The organism is Kribbella sp. NPDC004875 (assembly GCF_042873375.1).
Taxonomy (GTDB): domain Bacteria; phylum Actinomycetota; class Actinomycetes; order Propionibacteriales; family Kribbellaceae; genus Kribbella.
The window spans coordinates 530,492-549,255 of sequence record NZ_JBIALI010000002.1; the positions used below are offsets into that span (position 1 = coordinate 530,492).

20 protein-coding genes are annotated in these 18,764 nt (G+C 68.4%); 12 read left to right on the top strand and 8 right to left on the bottom strand.

All coding sequences use genetic code 11. The features are described 5' to 3' along the window. Positions 1–18: 18 nt before the first annotated feature. Positions 19–810, bottom strand: a complete 792-nt coding sequence (locus ACFYRH_RS13570) for a hypothetical protein (protein ID WP_387773155.1) — start codon at positions 808–810, stop codon at positions 19–21. Between the two features lie 252 nt (positions 811–1,062). Between ACFYRH_RS13570 and recA the strand changes: the two genes are divergently transcribed. From recA to rny, 6 genes are all read left to right on the top strand, one after another. Further along, positions 1,063–2,145, top strand: coding sequence for a recombinase RecA (gene recA, locus ACFYRH_RS13575; protein ID WP_387773158.1), 1,083 nt, complete (start codon positions 1,063–1,065; stop codon positions 2,143–2,145). 1,900 nt (positions 2,146–4,045) lie between these two features. Beyond that, a complete protein-coding gene (locus ACFYRH_RS13580) occupies positions 4,046–4,540 on the top strand; it encodes a regulatory protein RecX (protein ID WP_387773161.1) in 495 nt (164 codons plus the stop codon). Further along, on the top strand, positions 4,537–4,959 hold the full coding sequence (locus ACFYRH_RS13585; protein WP_387773164.1) for a GNAT family N-acetyltransferase: 423 nt from the start codon (positions 4,537–4,539) through the stop codon (positions 4,957–4,959). Before ACFYRH_RS13580 ends, ACFYRH_RS13585 begins: the two co-directional genes overlap by 4 nt. A 50-nt stretch (positions 4,960–5,009) precedes the next feature. Beyond that, the gene (locus ACFYRH_RS13590) at positions 5,010–5,414 is read left to right on the top strand and encodes an MmcQ/YjbR family DNA-binding protein (RefSeq protein WP_387773167.1); all 405 of its coding nucleotides are present in this window, start codon (positions 5,010–5,012) and stop codon (positions 5,412–5,414) included. Between the two features lie 372 nt (positions 5,415–5,786). Continuing rightward, positions 5,787–6,230, top strand: coding sequence for an antitoxin (locus ACFYRH_RS13595; protein WP_387773170.1), 444 nt, complete (start codon positions 5,787–5,789; stop codon positions 6,228–6,230). Between the two features lie 885 nt (positions 6,231–7,115). Then, positions 7,116–8,768, top strand: coding sequence for a ribonuclease Y (rny, locus tag ACFYRH_RS13600; protein WP_387773173.1), 1,653 nt, complete (start codon positions 7,116–7,118; stop codon positions 8,766–8,768). Here rny and ACFYRH_RS13605 read toward each other — a convergent pair. Next, on the bottom strand, positions 8,749–9,132 hold the full coding sequence (locus ACFYRH_RS13605; RefSeq protein ID WP_387773176.1) for a nuclear transport factor 2 family protein: 384 nt from the start codon (positions 9,130–9,132) through the stop codon (positions 8,749–8,751). The genes rny and ACFYRH_RS13605 overlap by 20 nt on opposite strands. A 45-nt stretch (positions 9,133–9,177) precedes the next feature. On the opposite strand from ACFYRH_RS13605, the gene ACFYRH_RS13610 reads away from it, so the two are divergent. Further along, positions 9,178–9,669, top strand: a complete 492-nt coding sequence (locus ACFYRH_RS13610; protein ID WP_387773179.1) for a GNAT family N-acetyltransferase — start codon at positions 9,178–9,180, stop codon at positions 9,667–9,669. Here the strand turns inward: ACFYRH_RS13610 and ACFYRH_RS13615 are convergent. The 5 genes from ACFYRH_RS13615 to ACFYRH_RS13635 are packed head-to-tail and all read right to left on the bottom strand — an operon-like array spanning position 9,648 to position 12,998. Next, positions 9,648–9,938 (bottom strand): DUF6458 family protein, encoded by a 291-nt coding sequence (locus ACFYRH_RS13615; protein WP_387773182.1) that lies wholly within the window; start codon positions 9,936–9,938, stop codon positions 9,648–9,650. The genes ACFYRH_RS13610 and ACFYRH_RS13615 overlap by 22 nt on opposite strands. Before the next feature lie 58 nt (positions 9,939–9,996). Further along, positions 9,997–11,160 (bottom strand): acyl-CoA dehydrogenase family protein, encoded by a 1,164-nt coding sequence (locus tag ACFYRH_RS13620; RefSeq protein ID WP_387773185.1) that lies wholly within the window; start codon positions 11,158–11,160, stop codon positions 9,997–9,999. 54 nt (positions 11,161–11,214) lie between these two features. Beyond that, entirely contained in the window at positions 11,215–11,700 is a 486-nt protein-coding gene (locus tag ACFYRH_RS13625; RefSeq protein WP_387773188.1) for an NUDIX domain-containing protein, read from the bottom strand. Continuing rightward, on the bottom strand, positions 11,697–12,272 hold the full coding sequence (locus ACFYRH_RS13630) for a DUF1707 domain-containing protein (RefSeq protein ID WP_387773191.1): 576 nt from the start codon (positions 12,270–12,272) through the stop codon (positions 11,697–11,699). The genes ACFYRH_RS13625 and ACFYRH_RS13630 overlap by 4 nt, the downstream gene beginning before the upstream one ends. A 21-nt stretch (positions 12,273–12,293) precedes the next feature. Next, the gene (locus tag ACFYRH_RS13635) at positions 12,294–12,998 is read right to left on the bottom strand and encodes a type 1 glutamine amidotransferase (RefSeq protein ID WP_387773194.1); all 705 of its coding nucleotides are present in this window, start codon (positions 12,996–12,998) and stop codon (positions 12,294–12,296) included. Between the two features lie 79 nt (positions 12,999–13,077). Here ACFYRH_RS13635 and ACFYRH_RS13640 point away from each other — a divergent pair, with 79 nt between their 5' ends. The 5 genes from ACFYRH_RS13640 to ACFYRH_RS13660 are packed head-to-tail and all read left to right on the top strand — an operon-like array spanning position 13,078 to position 18,194. Further along, positions 13,078–13,911, top strand: a complete 834-nt coding sequence (locus ACFYRH_RS13640; protein ID WP_387773197.1) for an FHA domain-containing protein — start codon at positions 13,078–13,080, stop codon at positions 13,909–13,911. Positions 13,912–13,969: 58 nt separating this feature from the next. Beyond that, positions 13,970–15,181 (top strand): 1-deoxy-D-xylulose-5-phosphate reductoisomerase, encoded by a 1,212-nt coding sequence (dxr, locus tag ACFYRH_RS13645; RefSeq protein ID WP_387773200.1) that lies wholly within the window; start codon positions 13,970–13,972, stop codon positions 15,179–15,181. Further along, a complete protein-coding gene (locus ACFYRH_RS13650; RefSeq protein WP_387773203.1) occupies positions 15,178–16,488 on the top strand; it encodes a M50 family metallopeptidase in 1,311 nt (436 codons plus the stop codon). Before dxr ends, ACFYRH_RS13650 begins: the two co-directional genes overlap by 4 nt. A 6-nt stretch (positions 16,489–16,494) precedes the next feature. Next, positions 16,495–17,643, top strand: a complete 1,149-nt coding sequence (ispG, locus tag ACFYRH_RS13655) for a flavodoxin-dependent (E)-4-hydroxy-3-methylbut-2-enyl-diphosphate synthase (protein WP_387773206.1) — start codon at positions 16,495–16,497, stop codon at positions 17,641–17,643. A 2-nt stretch (positions 17,644–17,645) separates the two neighbouring features. Continuing rightward, positions 17,646–18,194: a nucleosidase gene (locus tag ACFYRH_RS13660; protein ID WP_387773209.1), complete on the top strand. Its 549-nt coding sequence runs from the start codon at positions 17,646–17,648 to the stop codon at positions 18,192–18,194. On the opposite strand, the gene ACFYRH_RS13665 is transcribed toward ACFYRH_RS13660, so the two are convergent. Further along, complete coding sequence (locus tag ACFYRH_RS13665) at positions 18,175–18,681, bottom strand: NUDIX domain-containing protein (protein WP_387773212.1); 507 nt, start codon at positions 18,679–18,681, stop codon at positions 18,175–18,177. The two genes, ACFYRH_RS13660 and ACFYRH_RS13665, sit on opposite strands and share 20 nt — an antisense overlap. Positions 18,682–18,764: the final 83 nt, after the last annotated feature.

The following is an 18,764-nucleotide window of genomic DNA, read 5'->3' on the forward strand; positions in this document are numbered from 1 at the left end:
TCCCAGCAGTCCGCCAGGTCAGACAGGCTTGAGCCGGAACGCGCCGTTCGTGAGCAGATCAGCAGCCTCGTACGCCGCTTTTCGGATGGCTTTGCGCTCGTCGAAGTACCCGCCGACCACGCCGACGCCTGGGAGCTTCCCGACGAACCGCGCGGCCAGACCGCCGCGTGGACGCTCCTCGAAGATTTCGTTGAGCCCACCGAACAGCTTGCTGATCCGCCAGATCATCCGGACGCCCTGACGCAGGCCTTTCTCCTCCGACTCGTCACCGAGGCCGAGCTGCTTCGCCACGTCCTGCCCGGCGACGGTCGGGTCGTCGTACTTGAGTACTTCGTCCGGCGTGATCGGCCGGTCGGTCAGTACGCGAGCGATGATCGCCGTACGGTCGGCGTGCGCTTCCACGCCGTACTCACGGCAGACCGCGCCGATGACCATCGCCTGGACGGCTGCACCGAGGGTGTCCTTGATCGGCAGCCGGTCGGCGGCCGCACCGCTGAGCCGGGGGAGTGCTGCTACGACGGCTGCGAATCCGCCCAGCCGGGCCACCCACCAGTCGCACCGCTTGGCGAGCGGCAGCGTCGGCCACTCCGCGTGTCCGGGCACCTTCATCTTCAGCAGCCGGTCGATCGCCAGGATCAGGGCCTTCTCGGCGAGGTTCGGCTTCTCCTGGCCGGAGTACTCCGTCAGGATGCTGCGGACCCCGAACGGGTCCTGGGTGCGGAGCGCGTCGAGTACGGTGTCGATGCCGAACTCGACCCGGCTGAGGGCCAGGATGACGGCCGAATCGGGTACGTCGGGACGGTCTGTCACGCCCGCAAGGGTAGGGAGCCCGCGGGTCAGCATGGTTGCTCGGGCAGGGTTCGGCGTGTCAGTTGTGATTCGAACACGTGTTCGGGATACTTTGGGTGCTCGGGAGGTGTGTGGACGGCCAGGTTTGTCCACAGATTCGAAGTTGCGACGAAAACTGTCGGTACCGACGAATACCTTCTCTGGCGACAACGAAGTTCCTTCGGGCGGCCGGTCGGCGGCCCCGGATTATCAGATGGGTCAGGTGGCAGTCACATGGCGGGTGCAGCGAGCGCGGCAAGTGCGGAGCGCGCGGCGGCCGATCGCGAGAAGGCGCTTGCGACCGCGCTGACGCAGATCGAGCGGCAGTGCGGCAAGGGTTCGGTGATGCGCCTGGGAGAGCAGGACAGGCCTCCGATCGAGGTCATCCCGACCGGGTCGATCTCGCTCGACATCGCGCTCGGGATCGGCGGTCTGCCGCGTGGCCGCGTGGTGGAGATCTACGGTCCGGAATCCTCCGGTAAGACGACGGTCGCCCTGCATGCGGTCGCGAATGCGCAGCGGGCCGGCGGGATCGCGGCGTTCATCGACGCCGAGCACGCGCTCGACCCGGAGTACGCGCGGAAGCTGGGCGTCGACACCGACGCCCTGCTGGTCTCGCAGCCTGACTCCGGTGAGCAGGCGCTGGAGATCGCCGACATGCTGGTCCGCTCAGGCGCGATCGACATCGTCGTGATCGACTCGGTGGCCGCGCTGGTGCCGCGGGCCGAGATCGAGGGCGAGATGGGCGACAGCCACGTCGGTCTGCAGGCCCGGCTGATGAGCCAGGCGCTGCGGAAGATGACCGGTGCGGTCAGCGGGACTAACACGACCGCGATCTTCATCAACCAGCTGCGCGAGAAGATCGGCGTGATGTTCGGCTCCCCGGAGACGACGACCGGTGGTAAGGCGCTGAAGTTCTACGCATCGGTGCGGCTGGACGTTCGGCGGATCGAGTCGCTGAAGGACGGCACCGACGTGGTCGGCAACCGGACCCGCGTCAAGGTCGTGAAGAACAAGGTGGCCCCGCCGTTCAAGCAGGCCGAGTTCGACATCATCTACGGCCAGGGCATCAGCCGCGAGGGCAGCCTGCTCGACCTCGGTGTGGAGCAGGGCTTCGTCCGCAAGGCCGGCGCCTGGTTCACCTACGAGAGCGACCAGCTCGGTCAGGGCCGGGAGAACGCGCGGAACTTCCTGCGCGACAACCCCGATCTGGCCAACGAGCTGGAGAAGAAGATCAAGGAGAAGATGGGCATCGGCCCGACCCTCGACGCCCCGGCCGACGAGGCCGCCAAGGCCGAGGTTGATGTCGACTTCTGATCGACCCACCGCGGGCGGCAGCGTTCCCCGGCAGGCACCACCTGCCGACGACGCTGCCCCCGCGGCGCTGTCTCTACCCCACGACGAACGGCTCGCCCTGGCCCGCAAACTCCTGGCCGACGGCCCGCCGTCGTCGACGTCGCGCTCCTCACCTTCACCTTCACCATCTTCATCATCGTCATCGCCTTCGGCCGCGAACCGTGGGTCTTCCGTCGAGGATCGTGGGGCCGAGGCGGCGGGTAGTTCTGGATCGGGCCGGCGCAGTCGACGTACCCGTGGTCGTGGCTCGAGTGCACAGCGGGGCAGGGCATGGGATGACTCCGACGACGTTGTGTCCCCGGACGACTCGGAATGGGAGACCTCGCGACGCCCCGGCTCCATCAGGCGAACTGTCGGCACAGTCGACCCCTGGGACGAGCCCGACACATCTCGCGACGCCGCTCGAGAGCCTGACGAAGAATCTGCTCCCAGGGCTCGATCCCGCCGTGCGCGGACCGACGCTTCCGCGTCTGCTGCGACGGCGCGCGGGCCGCAGGAGGATGAGCAGGTACCGCGGCGTGGCGCCTCGCGCCGTAGCGCTGGTGCGAAAACGGCCGATCCGTGGGGCGACCAAGACGAGGATCTGGCCGAGGCATTCGAAGCCCAGGCCGCCGACCGACAGGCCGAAGCACGCGCCTTCGCCGACGACACCGAACCCCCTACGCCCCGCACCACCCACGCCCGTCCCACCGAAGGTCGCTCCCCAGAACGCCGTTCCACAGACAGCCGGTCCGCAGAGAGCGGCTCCACCGACAGCCGGTCCGCAGAGAGCGGCTCCACCGACAGCCGGTCCGCAGAGAGCGGCTCCACCGACAGCCGGTCCGTCGGTAAACGGTCTGCGGAGGGCCGGTCATCCGACGGCCGGTCCGCAGAGCGCCGTTCGACCGACAGCCGCTCGTCGACGGTGGCCTTTGAGCGCAACCTTCGTGCGGCTGCTGGCCGGTTCGATCCGTGGGGAGAGTCGGACGATTCGTCGGGTCCGGTGGGTACGTCGCGACGGGTCGCCCACGCGAAGCCCAACCGGTCAGACGTCGAGGCATCGACTGACCAGCCAGCGGCGCTGCTCGATGAGAGCACCGATCACAGCGCGGATAAGAACACCGGTGAGGCCTCCACCGGCGCGTCGCGTGCGCCTTCTGCCGGCGGGTCGCCTGCGCCTGCCGCCGACGCGTCAGGTGGGTCGTCCGCCGACCCGTCGGGCGTGTCGTCCGCCGATGCGTCAAGTGCGTCGTTTGCCAGTGCCTCACATGGGACAACCGGTGGTGCATCCCGTGAGTCGTCCGGCGTGCCGTCGCCTGAGACGTCACCTGCGACGTTGGACGAGGCGTCGGCTGAGGTCGTCGCGTCTGTTGAAGCCGACCCGGCGGAAGTAAGCAGTTCGGCGGCAGGGGACCCTGGTGCCGGGGTCGATGCGGCCGCTGGGTTCGGCCCGGCAGTTGGGTTCGGCTCGGCTGCTGGGGTCGGCCCGGCTGAGGAGGCCGGCCTGGCTTCTAAGGTCCGCGGAGCTGGTGAGGCCAGCGCGACATCTGAGGTCCGTGCAGCGGGCGAGGTGGATTCGGCTTCTGGGATCGGCGGAGCTGGTGAGGCCGGCGCGACGTCGGAGGTCCGCGCAGCGGGTGAGGTCGACGCGACGTCGGAGGTCGGTTCGGCTGGTGAGGTGGGCGCGGCGTTTGAGGGGGGTTCGGGTGTCGAGGAGGCTCGGTCTGCTCGGAGTGGGGGAGCCGCTAGGTCTGGTGGCGGGAATGTGCGTCGGACGGGGCGGCGTGGTGGGGGTGGGTTTGGGCGGCGGGGGAGACCGCGGTCGGGGGAGAGCGCGGAGCCGGGGGATCCGGAGTTGGATGGGGTATCGGATCCGTACGGGGTGGCCCGGACGATCTTGCTGGACAAATTGACGGGGCAGCCGCGGACCCGGGCCGAGTTGGCTGATGTGTTGGCCGATCGGGAGATTCCGGACGAGGTTGCGGAGCAGGTGCTGGATCGGTTCACCGATGTCGGGCTGATCGATGATGCTGCGTTCGCGAAGGCGTGGGTGGAGTCGCGGCATCGCGGGCGTGGGCTGGGGAAGCGGTCGCTCGCGCAGGAGCTTCGGCGGCGTGGCGTCGATGACGAGTTGGCGCGGGATGCGCTGGAGGAGCTGGATCCGGAGCAGGAGGAAGAGACGGCCCGCGCGCTGGTACGCCGGAAGTTGCGGTCGATGCGTTCGCTGGAGCGGCAGGTGGCGATGCGCCGATTGCTCGGAATGCTTGCTCGCAAGGGCTATCCGGGTGGTCTTGCCATGAGCATCGTCAAGCAGGAACTCGATGCGAGTCACGAGGAGTTCCCGCTGCTGGATTCATCGGGGTTGGAAGCCGAATGAGTCCCGCCGAGTCTCGCGAGGGTGTGGTGGTGCGCGAGGCCGGGGCGGTTGATGGTGGGGCGATTCGGGAGTTGCTGCGGGAGCTGCATGGGGATGCGGCGAGTGCTGCGACGTTGCCGGTGGTGCGGCAGGAAGCCCGGACCTTTGTCGCGGCTGATGGTGATGACGTCGTTGGGGTGGTTGTCGCGACGTTTGTCGACTACGGGCACGAGCCGTACGGGATGGTTGAGGAGCTGGTGGTGGCTCCGGGGCGGCGTACGGGCGGGGTGGGTACTGCGTTGCTCGGGGAGTGCCGTCAGTGGTTGGCGGGGTTGGGGGCCGACGTGGTGTTCGTGTCGGCGGTCAGTGATGAGGTGGCGGAGTTCTATCTGGCGGCTGGGTTCCAGCGCTGCGTCGGGCCGTGGTTGTGGGCTGGCTAGGCGGGGCGGATTACCCAGGAGACGAGTCGGAGTGGAGGTAGCGTCGGGGCATGGTTGGGATTGGGGATGTGGAGCGGTTGGTCGGGGAGCTGCCGGGGACCGAGGAGACGACTCGGTACGGGCGGCGAACCTGGGCCGTGGGTGGCAAGGGGTATGCGTGGGAGCGGCCGTTCAGCAAGGCTGATCTGAAGCGGTACGGCGATGAGACGCCGCCGGCGGGGGAGATTCTCGCGATCGTGGTGGAGGATCTCGCGGAGAAGGAAGCGGTGCTCGCTGCGCGGGCGGGGGACGGGTTCTTCACGATTCCGCATTTCAACGGGTACGCCGCGGTGCTGGTTGAGTTGGAGAAAGTCTCCGAGCCGGTGCTGCGGGAGGCGCTGCTCGACGGGTGGCTGGTGCATGCTCCGGCCGACCTTGCGAAGGCCCATCTGGACGGCGAGGCGACCGAGCGCTGACCGAGTGAGCGGTCGAGCACCGGTCTGATGATCGGCGGACCGCCGCGCGGGGTGATTGGCAAGGCGGTCGCGGGCCGGTGATTGGCCGGCTTGCTGGGGCTGTAATCGGAGCTGGGGCCGACGAAGCGTTGGCTTGGGGGTTGGCGGTTTGGTGAGTGGGGCGGGCGGCTGGGGATGGGGTTTGGGGTGTGGGATTTGGGTGGGTGGGGTGGGGGTTGTAACGGAGGGTGGTTTGGAATCGGGTTGGGTGAGCGGCGAGGGGCGTTGACGGGTGGGGGATGACGGTGTGTTATCCGAAGTAGGACCGGTATTTGGGCCGGTCCGTAGGCTGGGATTTTCCGTCGATCCGCCCCAGACACCGCGGAGGGTGCAATGAACGATTTTCAGGAACAGGCGAAGAACTGGCTCCGGAATGTCGTCAAGCAGAACCCGGACAAGATCAAAGCCGGCGTCGAGAAAGCCGGCGATCTGATCGACAAGCAGACCGGCGGGAAGTACGCGGAGAAGGTCGACGCGGTCCAGGAGAAGGTCGGCGGGTTCGTCGACAAGCAGAGCGGCGATGAGGCCGGAAGCGAGTCGGCAGCCGACTCGACACCCGGCCAAGCCGACTCGACACCCGGCCAAGCCGACCCGGCGCAAGGCCAAGCCGGCCCGGCAGCTGGCGCCGCAGCCGGCCCTTCGAGCGCTGGAACGGCCGAGAGTGCGGCGAGCGGTGAGGCGCCGAGGTCTGATGAGTCGACTGGGAACTCCGCGACCTCGGCCGGGACCGCGAGTTCCGACCGTCCGACGCCGGGACCGGGCCCCGCAGCCGGCTGACCCAGGCGCCGTTTGCGCGCCTCAGTTGTCTGGGCCGGCCCGCCAGCTGGCGTTGCCGTGTCGCGCATCGGTGTGTGAGCTGGCCCTGGCAGTTGGCTGGCGCGACTGGCTGGCGCGGATGTGTAGCGCACCTCGGCGTGTGGGCTGGTCTTGGCAGTTGGTTGGCGTGACTGGCTGGCGTGCTGTGCCGCGCACCTCGGTGTGTGGGCTGGTGCTGGTAGCTGGCTGGCGTAGGTGTGTCACGCACCTCGGCGACAGACGTTGTGGAGTAGACCACAGGTGAGGCTGGTCTGGTTCGCCGGGGTGTGGTGGGGGATCGGTCGGGGCGTGCGTGAGTGTCCGCCTTGACCGGCTGGTGGGGCGCGCTTAGCCTCAGGACCAAGAAGGGACGAACCCACCGCAACGGTGGCGGACATAAGGATCGGCCGGTGAAACGGCCGGCCGGTAAAAGACGCAACCACGCTCGACCGAGCTGAAGGAAGGACGACGGCGTCCTGAAAAGCGCCGTCGGATAGGCGGCACCGCACGCATATCCCGGACGGCATGGCGACCGAGCCGAACCGGGCGCGAGGCGGGCCCATCGTGGTCTCCAGGTGTTAGCGGTGACTCACGGTGAGCAAGCGAGGCAAACGCTGGACAGCCGCGAACGCGGCCACCACGCAATCCGCGGACGGGGGTTCGCGGGCCGCGAGCAGCGGGTGAGCAGCGACACCGTCGTCACGGAACCGCAGGATCGGCAACGCAGTCGGTACCGCCTCACCGAGGTGGCACCCGCGCAGCCGTACCCCGGCGGCGCCGTACCGTCCTCTCGACCGTAGGAGTGGCGAGTCCCTTCGACCGACGGCCACAGTCCCGCGTGGGACTCGAAGGAGAGGGGAGACGCCGATGACAGCGATGTCTGTTGGTCTGACCCTGATCGGATTGCTGATCGCCGGACTGCTGGCGTGGATCGGCTTGACCCTCTCCCGCCGAAAGGCCGTCGACACTTCGACCGCCCGACTCGAGGTGGAGCAGGCTGCGAAGTCCGCGGCGGACCAGGTACGCCGGCAGGCCGAGGAGGACGCCGCCGTACTGCGGACCCGCGCGGAGGCGGCCGAGCAGCGGGCCGAGGAGATCCGGCGTGCCGCCGAGGACCGGGCCTCCGAGGTACGACGGGACGCCGAGCAGCGCGCGTCCGACGTACGGCGGGAAGCCGAGGCGGAGGCGCAGTCGATCCGTGACGATCTGCGTGAGCAGCGTCTGGAGATGGAACGGCGCGACCACCGGCTGACCGAACGCGAGGAGCGGCTCGACGAGCAGCACCGCGCGATCGAGGAGCGGCACACCGAGGTGACCGCTCTGCTGGCCGAGCTGGAGCAGCGGAAGCAGGAGATCAAGGACCTGGACGACGAGCGCCGCCGGATCCTCGAAGGCGTCGCGAATCTGACCGCCGAGCAGGCGAAGACCGAGCTGGTGTCCGCGATCGAGGACGAGGCCAAGCGGCACGCGCACACGATCGTCCGCGACATCGAGCGGCAGGCGCTGGACGAGGGCGAGACGAAGGCCCGCAAGATCATCACCGGCGCGGTGCAGCGGCTCGCGTCCGAGCAGACCAGTGAGTCCGTGGTGTCGGTCGTCCATCTTCCGAGTGACGACATGAAGGGCCGGATCATCGGCCGTGAGGGCCGCAACATCCGGTCGTTCGAGCAGACCACCGGCGTGAACCTGATCATCGACGACACCCCGGAAGCGGTGTTGCTGTCCTGCTTCGACCCGGTACGCCGGGAGACCGCCCGCCTGACCCTGGACTCGCTGGTACTCGACGGCCGGATCCATCCGAGCCGGATCGAGGAGATCTACGAGCGCAGCAAGGGCGAGGTCGCGGAGCTGTGTGAGCGGGCCGCCGAGGACGCGATGGCGGAGGTCGGGATCACCGACCTGCACCCGGAGCTGGCCCGGACGATGGGCCTGCTGCGGTACCGGACGTCGTACGGGCAGAACGTGCTGAAGCACCTGGTCGAGTCGGCGCATATCGCGAGCATGATGGCGGCCGAGCTCGGGCTGGATCCGAAGCTGTGCAAGCGCGGCGCGTTCCTGCACGACATCGGCAAGGCGCTCACGCACGAGTCCGAGGGCAGTCACGCGATCGTCGGCGCGGAGCTGGCCCGCAAGTACGGCGAGAGCGACGACGTCGTGCACTGCATCGAGGCGCACCACAACGAGGTCGAGGTGCGGACCGTCGAGGCGGTGCTGACTCAGGCCGCGGACGCGGTGAGTGGCGGGCGGCCCGGCGCGCGGCGGGAGTCGCTGGAGGCGTACGTGCAGCGACTCGAGCGGCTCGAGGAGATCGCGATGCACCACGACGGCGTCGAAAAGGTGTTCGCGATGCAGGCGGGCCGGGAGATCCGCGTGATGGTGCTGCCGGACGCGGTCGACGACATCGCGGCGCAGGTGATGGCGCGCGACATCGCGAAGCAGGTCGAGGAGGAGCTGACGTACCCCGGTCAGATCCGCGTGACCGTCGTACGGGAGTCCCGGGCTACCGAGGTGGCGAAGTAGCGTATTTCGCTCGCCACGGCGGCGGCTCGAACGGAGCGCCGTAGATCCGGGTCTCGCGGGCGATGCGGCCGTCGCGGAACTCGACGACGTTGGCGACGTAGTAGATGTCGCCGTCGTAGTCCGAGCGGCCGACGATCACGAAGTGGTCGCCGGCGCCGCTGATGCGGAGGATCTGGATCGACGGCGGGTTCGGGTACTCCTGCTGCATCGCGCGCATCAGGTCCCGGCCGACGATGCGTTCGCCGGACTGCGGCATGTCCAGCACGTAGTCGTCCGTACGTAGCTCGTGTTCGGCCTCGGCCGAGAGCGCGAGCCGGCCGTCCGTCGGCCAGAGACGTTCGAGGAGCTCACGGTTGCGGTCCATGAATTCATGGTGCACCCGGGCGGCGACCCGGCCTACAGTCGGCGGATGGACATCCGGCCGGCCACCCGCTCCGACGTCGATACGTTGATCGAGTCGCTCGCCGGGGCGCCTGCGGCCCAGCACCACATTCGCAATCGTTGGGCAGTCCAACAGCGCGACGAAGGATTGTTCCTGCTCGCCCGTCGGGATGGCGAACTCGTCGGCCAGACCATGGTCCTGCGACGGTCGAAGTACGACGAACTCCGCGCCGCCGCCGACCCGGCCGAGATCAACGCCCTGCACGCGTTCGTCCGCGGCCAAGGCGTCGGTACGGCGCTGATTCGGGAGGCCGAGGCGATCGCGGCAGAGTGGGGGCGAGCGGCGATCGGGATGGGAGTCGGCGCCGACAACCCGGCCGCTCGCCGGTTGTACGAGCGGCTCGGGTACGAGCTGTGGTCAGGTCCGCGGGTCATCGACCGCTGGACCGAGCAGGCAGCCGATGGGACCGTCGTCCACAGTCACGCCGACGAGTGCGACTACTTGTTGAAGCGTTTCTGAGGACTGCGCGGAGTGACGTCGATCGGCTCGTCCGCGACCCGGTCCGGCGGCGCCGTACGGTACTGCCGCTCGACGTCCGGGTCGATCACCGGCCGGGCGCTTCGCCGGCGTTGGTTGGCGAGCCGGTAGGACAGCCAGATCCCGGCCACGCCACCGAGCATGATGATGATCCCGAGCGCTGTCAGGTTGAACGTGTCAGACGTGTCTCGCACGGCGAAGGCGATGACGGCGCCGACCACGACGAGTGCGATCCCGGCCCCGATCCGCATACATGCTCCTTCCTGAGCAGTTGGCAAACCGGTACCCGGAGGTTGCGGAGAGTATTCGTCAGCGGAACGCGGACTGCCCGGTCAGCGCCTGCCCGATCACCAGCTGGTGCACCTCGGACGTGCCCTCGTAGGTGAGCACCGATTCGAGGTTGTTGGCGTGCCGCATGATCGGGTACTCGCCGCTGATCCCGTTCGCCGCCAGGATCGTGCGGCACTCGCGGGCGATCGCGATCGCCTCGCGGACGTTGTTGAGCTTGCCGACCGAGACCTGCTCGGGCCGGAGCGTGCCCTTCTCCTTGAGCCGGCCGAGGTGGACGGCGAGCAGGACGCCCTTGTTCAGCTCGACCGCCATGTCGGCCAGTTTCGCCTGGGTCAGCTGGTACGCCGCCAGCGGCTTGTCGAACACGATCCGCTCACCGGCGTACGCGACGGCTGTCTCCAGGCAGTCCCGCGCCGCGCCCATCGCGCCGAAGATGATCCCGAACCGGGCTTCGTTGAGGCAGCCGAGCGGACCCGACAAACCACGGGCCTCGGGCAACATCGCGCTCTCCGGCAGCCGCATGTCCTCGAGCACCAGCTCGGACGTGACAGACGCCCGCAGCGACATCTTCTGCTTGATCTCCGGTGCCGAGAAACCGGGCGTCGACGTCGGTACGACGAAGCCGCGCACGCCGTCGTCGGTCCGCGCCCAGACCACCGCGACGTCGGCGACCGAACCGTTGGTGATCCACATCTTCGAGCCGTTCAGCACCCAGTCGGAGCCGTCGCGGCGGGCGTTCGTGCGCATGCCGGCCGGGTTGGACCCGAAGTCGGGTTCGGTCAGGCCGAAGCAGCCGATCGCTTCACCGGCGGACATCCGCGGCAGCCACTCGTTCTTCTGCTCCTCGCTGCCGTACTTCCAGATCGCGTACATCGCCAGCGATCCCTGCACCGACACCAGCGATCGCATCCCCGAGTCGGCAGCCTCGATCTCCAGACACGCCAAGCCGTAGGCAACCGGTCCGAGACCGGCGCACCCGTACCCGGTCAGGTGCATCCCGAGGAACCCGAGCGCACCAAGTTCCTTCGCCAACTCCCGCGCCGGAATCGACGCTGTCTCGAACCACTCCGCCAACGAAGGCCGCAACCGCTCATCCGCGAACCGCCGCGCGGCCGCCCGAACGTCGACCTCCTCGGAAGTCAGCAGGGAGTCGACGTCGACAAGATCCAGAGAAGCACCCATGTGCTCACGCTAGCCGGTGGAGGCGGCGATGAGGTGGTGTGGAAGGCCACACGCCTACTTCACGATCAGCGTTCCGTCGAAGGCGTCGAGATCAGCGATCGTCTCCCGATACACCGGCCGCAACGGAGGCAGCCCATCCCGAGCGAAGAACCGGGCATCGCGAGTCTCGTCGGTCTCGCCGACCAGGGAGCCGCTCCAACGATCGACCCGGAACACCACCGCGAACATCTGATGCTCACCGCCGTATGCGTTGGTGAACCAGTACTGCGGTCCGGTGTACAGGGCGATGGGTGTCGCTGCCTCGACAACGAGGCCGGTCTCCTCCTGCACCTCTCTGACAAGTGCATCCCAGATCGACTCGCCCAGCTCGAGGCCGCCGGCCGGCATCACCCAGGTGTCGTCGTCAGAGCGGCGGACCAGGAGCACGTCGCCGGAGTCGTTGACGATGACCGCGCGTGGGCCGGGGGTTATCAGGCGTTGGTTTCCGACCTGTTGGCGGAGGTTGCCTGCGTACGTCTGCTCGTAGGGGACCGGGATCACTTGCTGTACCAGGGCCACCACCAGTGGCGTTTCCGTGGGTGGCGGACGACGATGTTGCCGTGGCGGGCCTGGCCGGTGACGCGGAGGCGGACGCCGCCGGCGCGGGGTGCGACGGCCTTGTTCTTGGCGCTGCTGTGCACCATGTCGACCTGATCGATGTCGACGCTCCAGCCCTCGGGGATCACCATCACGACCGAGCTGTGCTTGGCGTGCGCGTCGACGTGGATCTCCGCCCAGTGCACGATCGCGTCGGTGAAGTCGAGTTTCACCGAGGAGTGCTCGGCGATTGCGGTCAGCCGCTCGGGCACGGTCCACGCGCCCTCACGCTTCTGCGCGCTGTGCTTGGCCCGCAGCGTCAGCTCTTGCGAGCTGCCGTGCGCGACCGGGACCAGGTCGGCGGTCGCGTTGCGTAGCTCGAGCTGGGTCTTCGCCGAGTAGATCTGGGTGAGCCGCTCGTCGAGCTCCTCGAAGTCCAGCCGCCCGTCGGTGTGCGCTTCCTGGACCACGGCGGCGGCACGCTCGCGGTCGTTGTCGGATGCCCGGTGGCCGGGCGGCGGCTGCTCCAGACTCATGCCCCCAAAGGTAGCGCCGAGTCAGGCCGTGAGATCGAGAAATCTCCCGACGACCGTGGCCCAGGTCTTGTCGAGTTCCACGGCGTACCGCTCGGCGTCGGCGACGACCGCTCCGGGGTCGAATCCCATCGAGCGCAGTCGCTCCGGGTTCCAGCGCCGTACCCGGTCTGCTGTGACCTCCGGGTGGAACTGGACGCCCCAGCTGCGGCCGATCCGCAACATCTGGTTCGGGCACCGTTCGCTGGACATCAGCAACACCGCATCGTCCGGCAGCCGGGTGATCTGGTCCTGATGACTCTCCACTGCCCGCACCGTCGACGGCAGCCCGGCCAGCAGTACGTCGTCTGCCGCCGCAGGCAGCACCGTCAGCGGCGTCACACCCTTCTCCGGCAGTCCGTACTTCCCCTGCACCTCGCCGCCGAAGGTGTGTGCGAGCAACTGCCCACCGAGACAGATCCCGAGCACCGGCACCCGGCCGTGCGCGTCGCGCAGCAGCGCCCGCTCAGCCGGCAGCCAGGGCGACCGCTCGTCCTCGTCCGGGAGCATCCCGCCGCCGAGCAGGATCAGCGCCGCATGGCCGTCGACGGTCTCGGGTACGGGTTCACCGTCCCAAGCCCGGACGACCAGCGGCGAGATGCCACGGTCGTCCATCCAATCGAGGAGTTTGCCTGGACCGCTGTCGCGGTCGTTCTCGATGATGAGCACAGAGGCCGGAACTGAGGTCACCGGGCAACGGTACGGCGGCACACCGAACACCGGCGTACCGGAGTCGCGATTCCTGGATACTGATGCACTGGGGGTGCCGATGGAACCTGTCAGTGGATTCGTGCGAGCCGTGGTGGGGGATGTCGCCTTCATCTTCGGCAAGGGCATGGTCAGCGCGTACCTGCTCGCCCGGCGCAACGGGTGGACCCGGCCGCAGCTGGACGTCCTGGTCCGGTCGCACGGCCAGTACGTGCCGCTGGACATCCCCACCGGCACGGTGCCCGTGGTCGGGCGGCTGGTCGGCCTGGACGAGATCCGTCCGGCGCCCATGGTGACCGTCGAGTTCACCCCGGGCGACACCGGCGCCGAGGCGCACCTCACAGCGCACAACCCGGTGCTGATCACCATCACCGACGTGAGTCACCGCGAGTACGACGCTGTGGTGCTCACCACCTCGCTCGGTGCCGCGGCGTACGCGCAACTGCCGCCTGGGTACTACCACGTCTCCGCGGTCGTCATCGACGAGCACGGCGACCTCTTGCAGGGGTACGGCGCTCAGCACAACCTGCACGTGGACAAAGGCGACGACCTGATCGTGTCGCTGTCGATCCGGACCGCCGGTGTGGCGGAGATCGCCGCGGCGCTGGAGACCGGACCGCAGCCTGCCCTCGTCGGACAGACCGGTGAGGTCGTACCGCTGCTCGACCTGGTCCGGATCGGACGGGCGCCGGACTGCGATCTGATCCTGGACCGCCCGGAGGTGAGCCGGCATCACGCCGAGCTGCTCCGGATCGACGAGACCGGGTACGAGCTGCGGGATCTCGCCTCGACCAACGGGACGCACGTGAACGGCGTACGCATCCAGACCGCGATGGTCGGCGACGGTGACGAGGTCGCGCTCGGAGCGCTTCCGTTCAGGCTGTACCTGGGTTGAATCCGGGCTGAATGCACCGGGATCGTCACGATCGGTGCGCACCTGGAACAATGGCGCCGTGAACCCGCGCAGCGTCGTCATCCTCGGCTCCACCGGCTCGATCGGTACCACGGCGCTCGAGTTGATCGGGCGCAACCGGGACCGCTTCCACGTGCTCGCGCTGTCCGCCGGCGGCGACAACGTGACACTGCTGGCCGAGCAGGCGCTCGAGTTCGGCGTCGAGGTCGTCGCCGTGGCGAAGGCCACAGTCGCGCAGGACCTGCAGCTCGCGTTCTACGCCGAGGCGCAGCGCAAGGGGTACGCGCAGGGCGAGTTCCGGATCCCGAAGATCGTCACCGGGCCGGACGCCTCCAGCGAGCTCGCGGCGATGCCGTGTGACGTGGTTCTCAACGGCATCAACGGATCGGTCGGGCTGCACGCGACACTGGCTGCCCTGGACGCCGGGAACACGCTGGCGCTGGCCAACAAGGAGTCGCTGGTGATCGGCGGCCCGATCGTCACGCGGCGGGCCAAGCCGGGCCAGATCGTCGCGGTCGACTCCGAGCACAGCGCGATCGCCCAGTGCCTGCGCGGCGGTACGCCGAACGAGGTCCGCAAGCTGCTGCTGACGGCCAGCGGCGGCCCGTTCCTCGGCAAGCCGCGCAGCGAGCTGGAGAACGTCACGGTCGAGCAGGCCCTGGACCACCCGAACTTCGCGATGGGCCCGGTCGTCACCATCAACTCGGCGACGCTGGTCAACAAGGGTCTCGAGCTGATCGAGGCGCACCTGCTGTTCGGTATCCCGATGGACCGGATCGACGTGGTCATCCACCGGCAGCAGGCGATCCATTCGATGGTCGAGTTCTTCGACGGGGCCACGATCGCGCAGGTCGGCGTACCGACGATGACGGTGCCGATCGCGCTGGCGCTCGGTTGGCCCGACCGGATAGCGGACGCGTCGCCGCCGTGGGACTTCACCCAGGCGAGCACATGGACCTTCCAGCCGGTCGACAACGCCGAGTTCCCGTCGGTTCAGCTCGCCCGCGAGGCGGGTACCCGGGGTGGGACCGCACCGGCCGTGTTCAACGCTGCCAACGAGGTGTGCGTGCAGGCGTTCCGGGACGGGCGGTTACCGTTCGTGGCGATCGTCGACACTGTGGCCCGGGTGGTGACCGACCACGACGTACCCTCATATCAGGAACTGTCCGTCGACGACGTGCTCGCCGCGGACGCGTGGGCCCGAACCCGGGCTCGTGAGATCACCGGCGTACGGGAGAACCAAGAGGCATGAGTGTGCTGCTCACCACCCTCGGCATCGTGCTGTTCGTCGCCGGGGTCCTGCTCTCGGTAGCGCTGCACGAGCTGGGGCACATGGTCCCGGCCAAGGCGTTCGGGATGAAGGTCACGCAGTTCTTCGTCGGCTTCGGGCGGACCGTGTGGTCGACCAGGCGCGGCGAGACGGAGTACGGCATCAAGGCGATCCCGGCCGGAGGTTTCGTCCGGATCATCGGGATGATGCCGCCGGCCAAGGGCGAGGACCCGACGAAGGTCCGCAAGGCCAACACCGGCCCGATCCAGTCGATGGTCGAGAACGCGCGGACGGCGGAGTACGAGACGATCGCGCCCGAGGACAACGGCCGGCTCTTCTACCAGAAGGTGTGGTGGAAGAAGCTGATCGTGATGGCGTCCGGGCCGCTGGTCAACGTGCTGATCGCGGCGGTGCTCTTCACCGGCCTCTTCACTCTGTACGGCGCCCAGGTCCCGCAGACCACGATCTCCACCGTCACCGACTGCGTGATCCCGGCCGACCAGGCCTCGCCGGACCGCAAGTGCCAGGACGGGGACAAGCTGTCTCCGGCCAAGCAGGCCGGGTTCCAGATCGGCGACCGGATCGTGTCCTTCAACGGCACCACGATCGACAGCTGGGACCAGCTCACCCCGCTGATCCGGGCGAACACCGACAAGGCCGCCACGATCGTTGTCGAGCGCAACGGTCAGCAGGTCACCCTGAAGACCAACACGATCGTCAACCAGGTCCAGGACAAGCCGGGCTCGGACAAGTTCGTCTCGGTCGGGTTCCTCGGCGTCTCCCCGGAGAACAAGCTCGAGCGGCAGAGCGTCGGCTACGCCTTCGACCAGATGGGCACCTACACGGTCGCCACGGTGAAGGCGCTCGGCCAGTTCCCGCAGAAGCTGGTCGGCGTCGCGAAGTCGATCGTCGGCGGTCAGCGCGACCAGGACAGCCCGATGAGCGTCGTCGGCGCCAGCCGGGTCGCCGGTGAGATCGCCTCCTCCAACAGCCTCGACGTCGGCGCGAAGTTCGCGAGCCTGATCATGCTGCTCGCCTCGCTGAACCTGTTCCTCGCGCTGTTCAACTTCATCCCGCTGCTGCCGCTCGACGGCGGGCACATGATCGGCGCGATCTGGGAGGGCATCCGGCGCGGCTTCGCGAAGCTGTTCGGCCGGCCCGACCCCGGGTACGTCGACGTGGCCAAGCTGCTCCCGATCGCGTACGTCGCGGCGAGTGTGATCGTGGTGATGGGCGTGCTGCTCGTCATCGCCGACATCGTGAACCCCATCAAGCTGTTCAACGGATAAGGACACATGAGCATCAACCTGGGTATGCCGGCCCTCCCGCCCCCCACTCTCGCGCCGCGCCGCAAGACCCGCCAGATCAAGGTGGGCAGCGTGCTGGTCGGTGGGGACGCGCCGGTGTCGGTGCAGTCGATGACGACGACGCCCACCAACGACGTCAACAAGACGCTGCAGCAGATCGCCGAGCTGACCGCGGCCGGCTGCGACATCGTCCGGGTCGCCTGCCCACGGCAGGAGGACGCCGACGCGCTGCCGGAGATCGCGCGGCACTCGCAGATCCCGGTGATCGCCGACATCCACTTCCAGCCGGGCTACGTGTTCGCCGCGATCGAGGCCGGCTGCGCCGCGGTCCGGGTGAACCCGGGGAACATCCGCAAGTTCGACGACCAGGTCAAGGAGATCGCCCAGGCGGCGAAGGACCACGGTACGTCGCTGCGGATCGGCGTGAACGCTGGTTCGCTGGACAAGCGGCTGCTGGAGAAGTACGGCAAGGCGACGCCGGAGGCGCTGGTCGAGTCGGCGGTCTGGGAGGCCTCGCTGTTCGAGGAGCACGACTTCCACGACTTCAAGATCTCGGTCAAGCACAACGACCCGGTCGTGATGGTGCAGGCGTACGAGATGCTCGCCGAGCGCGGCGACTGGCCGTTGCACCTCGGCGTCACCGAGGCCGGGCCGGCGTTCCAGGGCACGATCAAGTCGTCGGTCGCGTTCGGTGCGCTGTTGTCCAAGGGCATCGGCGACACGATCAGGGTCTCGCTGTCCGCGCCGCCGGTCGAGGAGGTCAAGGTCGGCCTGCAGATCCTGCAGTCGCTGAATCTGCGGGAGCGCAAGCTCGAGATCGTCTCCTGCCCGTCGTGCGGCCGTGCGCAGGTGGATGTGTACACGCTCGCCGAGCAGGTGACCGCGGGTCTGGAGGGCATGGAGGTGCCGCTCCGGGTCGCCGTCATGGGCTGCGTCGTGAACGGTCCGGGTGAGGCCCGGGAGGCCGACCTCGGGGTCGCGTCCGGCAACGGCAAGGGGCAGATCTTCGTCAAGGGCGAGGTGATCAAGACCGTCCCGGAGGCGGCGATCGTCGAGACCCTGATCGAGGAAGCGATGCGGATCGCCGAGCAGATGGAGACCACCGAGCCGGGCGAGCCGACCGTCAGCGTCAGCTGAGCGTGACCGGCTACCTGGTCGTCAGCGCCGTCGCCGGCGAGGCGCGGTACGTTCCGGACGGCGTTCCGGTGGTCGTCACCGGCGTGGGGAAGACGGCTGCCGCCGTGGCGGTCAGCCGCGCGCTGGCGGCATGCGACACCACCGATCTGGTGGTCCTGAACATCGGCACCACCGGTGCATTGCGGGACGGTTTGTCCGGATTGTTCCTGCCGAGCAGAGTGATCAACCACGACGTGAACGCGGACGCCCTCCGCGCCATCGGGCTCGACCCGCAGGACGAGCTGCCGGTCGAGGGCGGTGACGGGACGGTCCTCGCGTCAGGCGATGTCTTCGTGACCGATGCCGCCGTACGGGCGAGGCTCGCGGAGCGGGCGCATCTGGTCGACATGGAGGCATACGGCGTCGTCTATGCCTGCCGCGAGTACGGCGTACCCGTGCGCGTCGTCAAACACGTCTCGGACGCAGCCGACGAAGCCGCCCTCGACTGGCCCGCCCTCGTCGACACGAGCGCAAGAGTCCTGGGCGAGTGGGTCAGCGCCTACACCCACTGAGCCACTCCAGTACGGCGATCTCACGCGCCAGCCAGCGCATCACGCCAACCCCGCTCGCCAACACGCGACGATTCGCGGCCAACGCATCACTCAGGCTGACCCACGTCGGCGTGAGCTCCAACTCGGCCTCGTACGCGTCAAGCACCGGCTCGCCGGCAGGCGCGCCGCCGGTGCAGCTGAAGTAGTGCGAGGTCATGCCGAAAACGTCGTACTCCGGCTCGATCGCGGGTGTCTCCTCTCGGGTCGTCCCAAGTTCGGCACCGACCACGATCCCGGCGTACCCACACTCCTCGCGGAACTCGCGGACCAGTGCGTCGGCGAGGGATTCGCCGGGCTCGACGCCGCCGCCGGGGAACTTGTAGTCGCCGTGCCGGGATGCCAGTAGGAGCAATTCGTCGTCGCGGAGGAGAACCCCGCGGGCGGCGGTTCGTTCGGTTGTCCGTGCGCCGGGCGGGAGGCGGTGGGCGCGGAAGGTTCCCAGCAGCATGTGGGTCATGGTGGCGGGATTCTCAGGGCGGTATCAAGAGCTGGGAGAACGCTTTACCGCGGCTCGGTCGGCGGCTTAGTTTT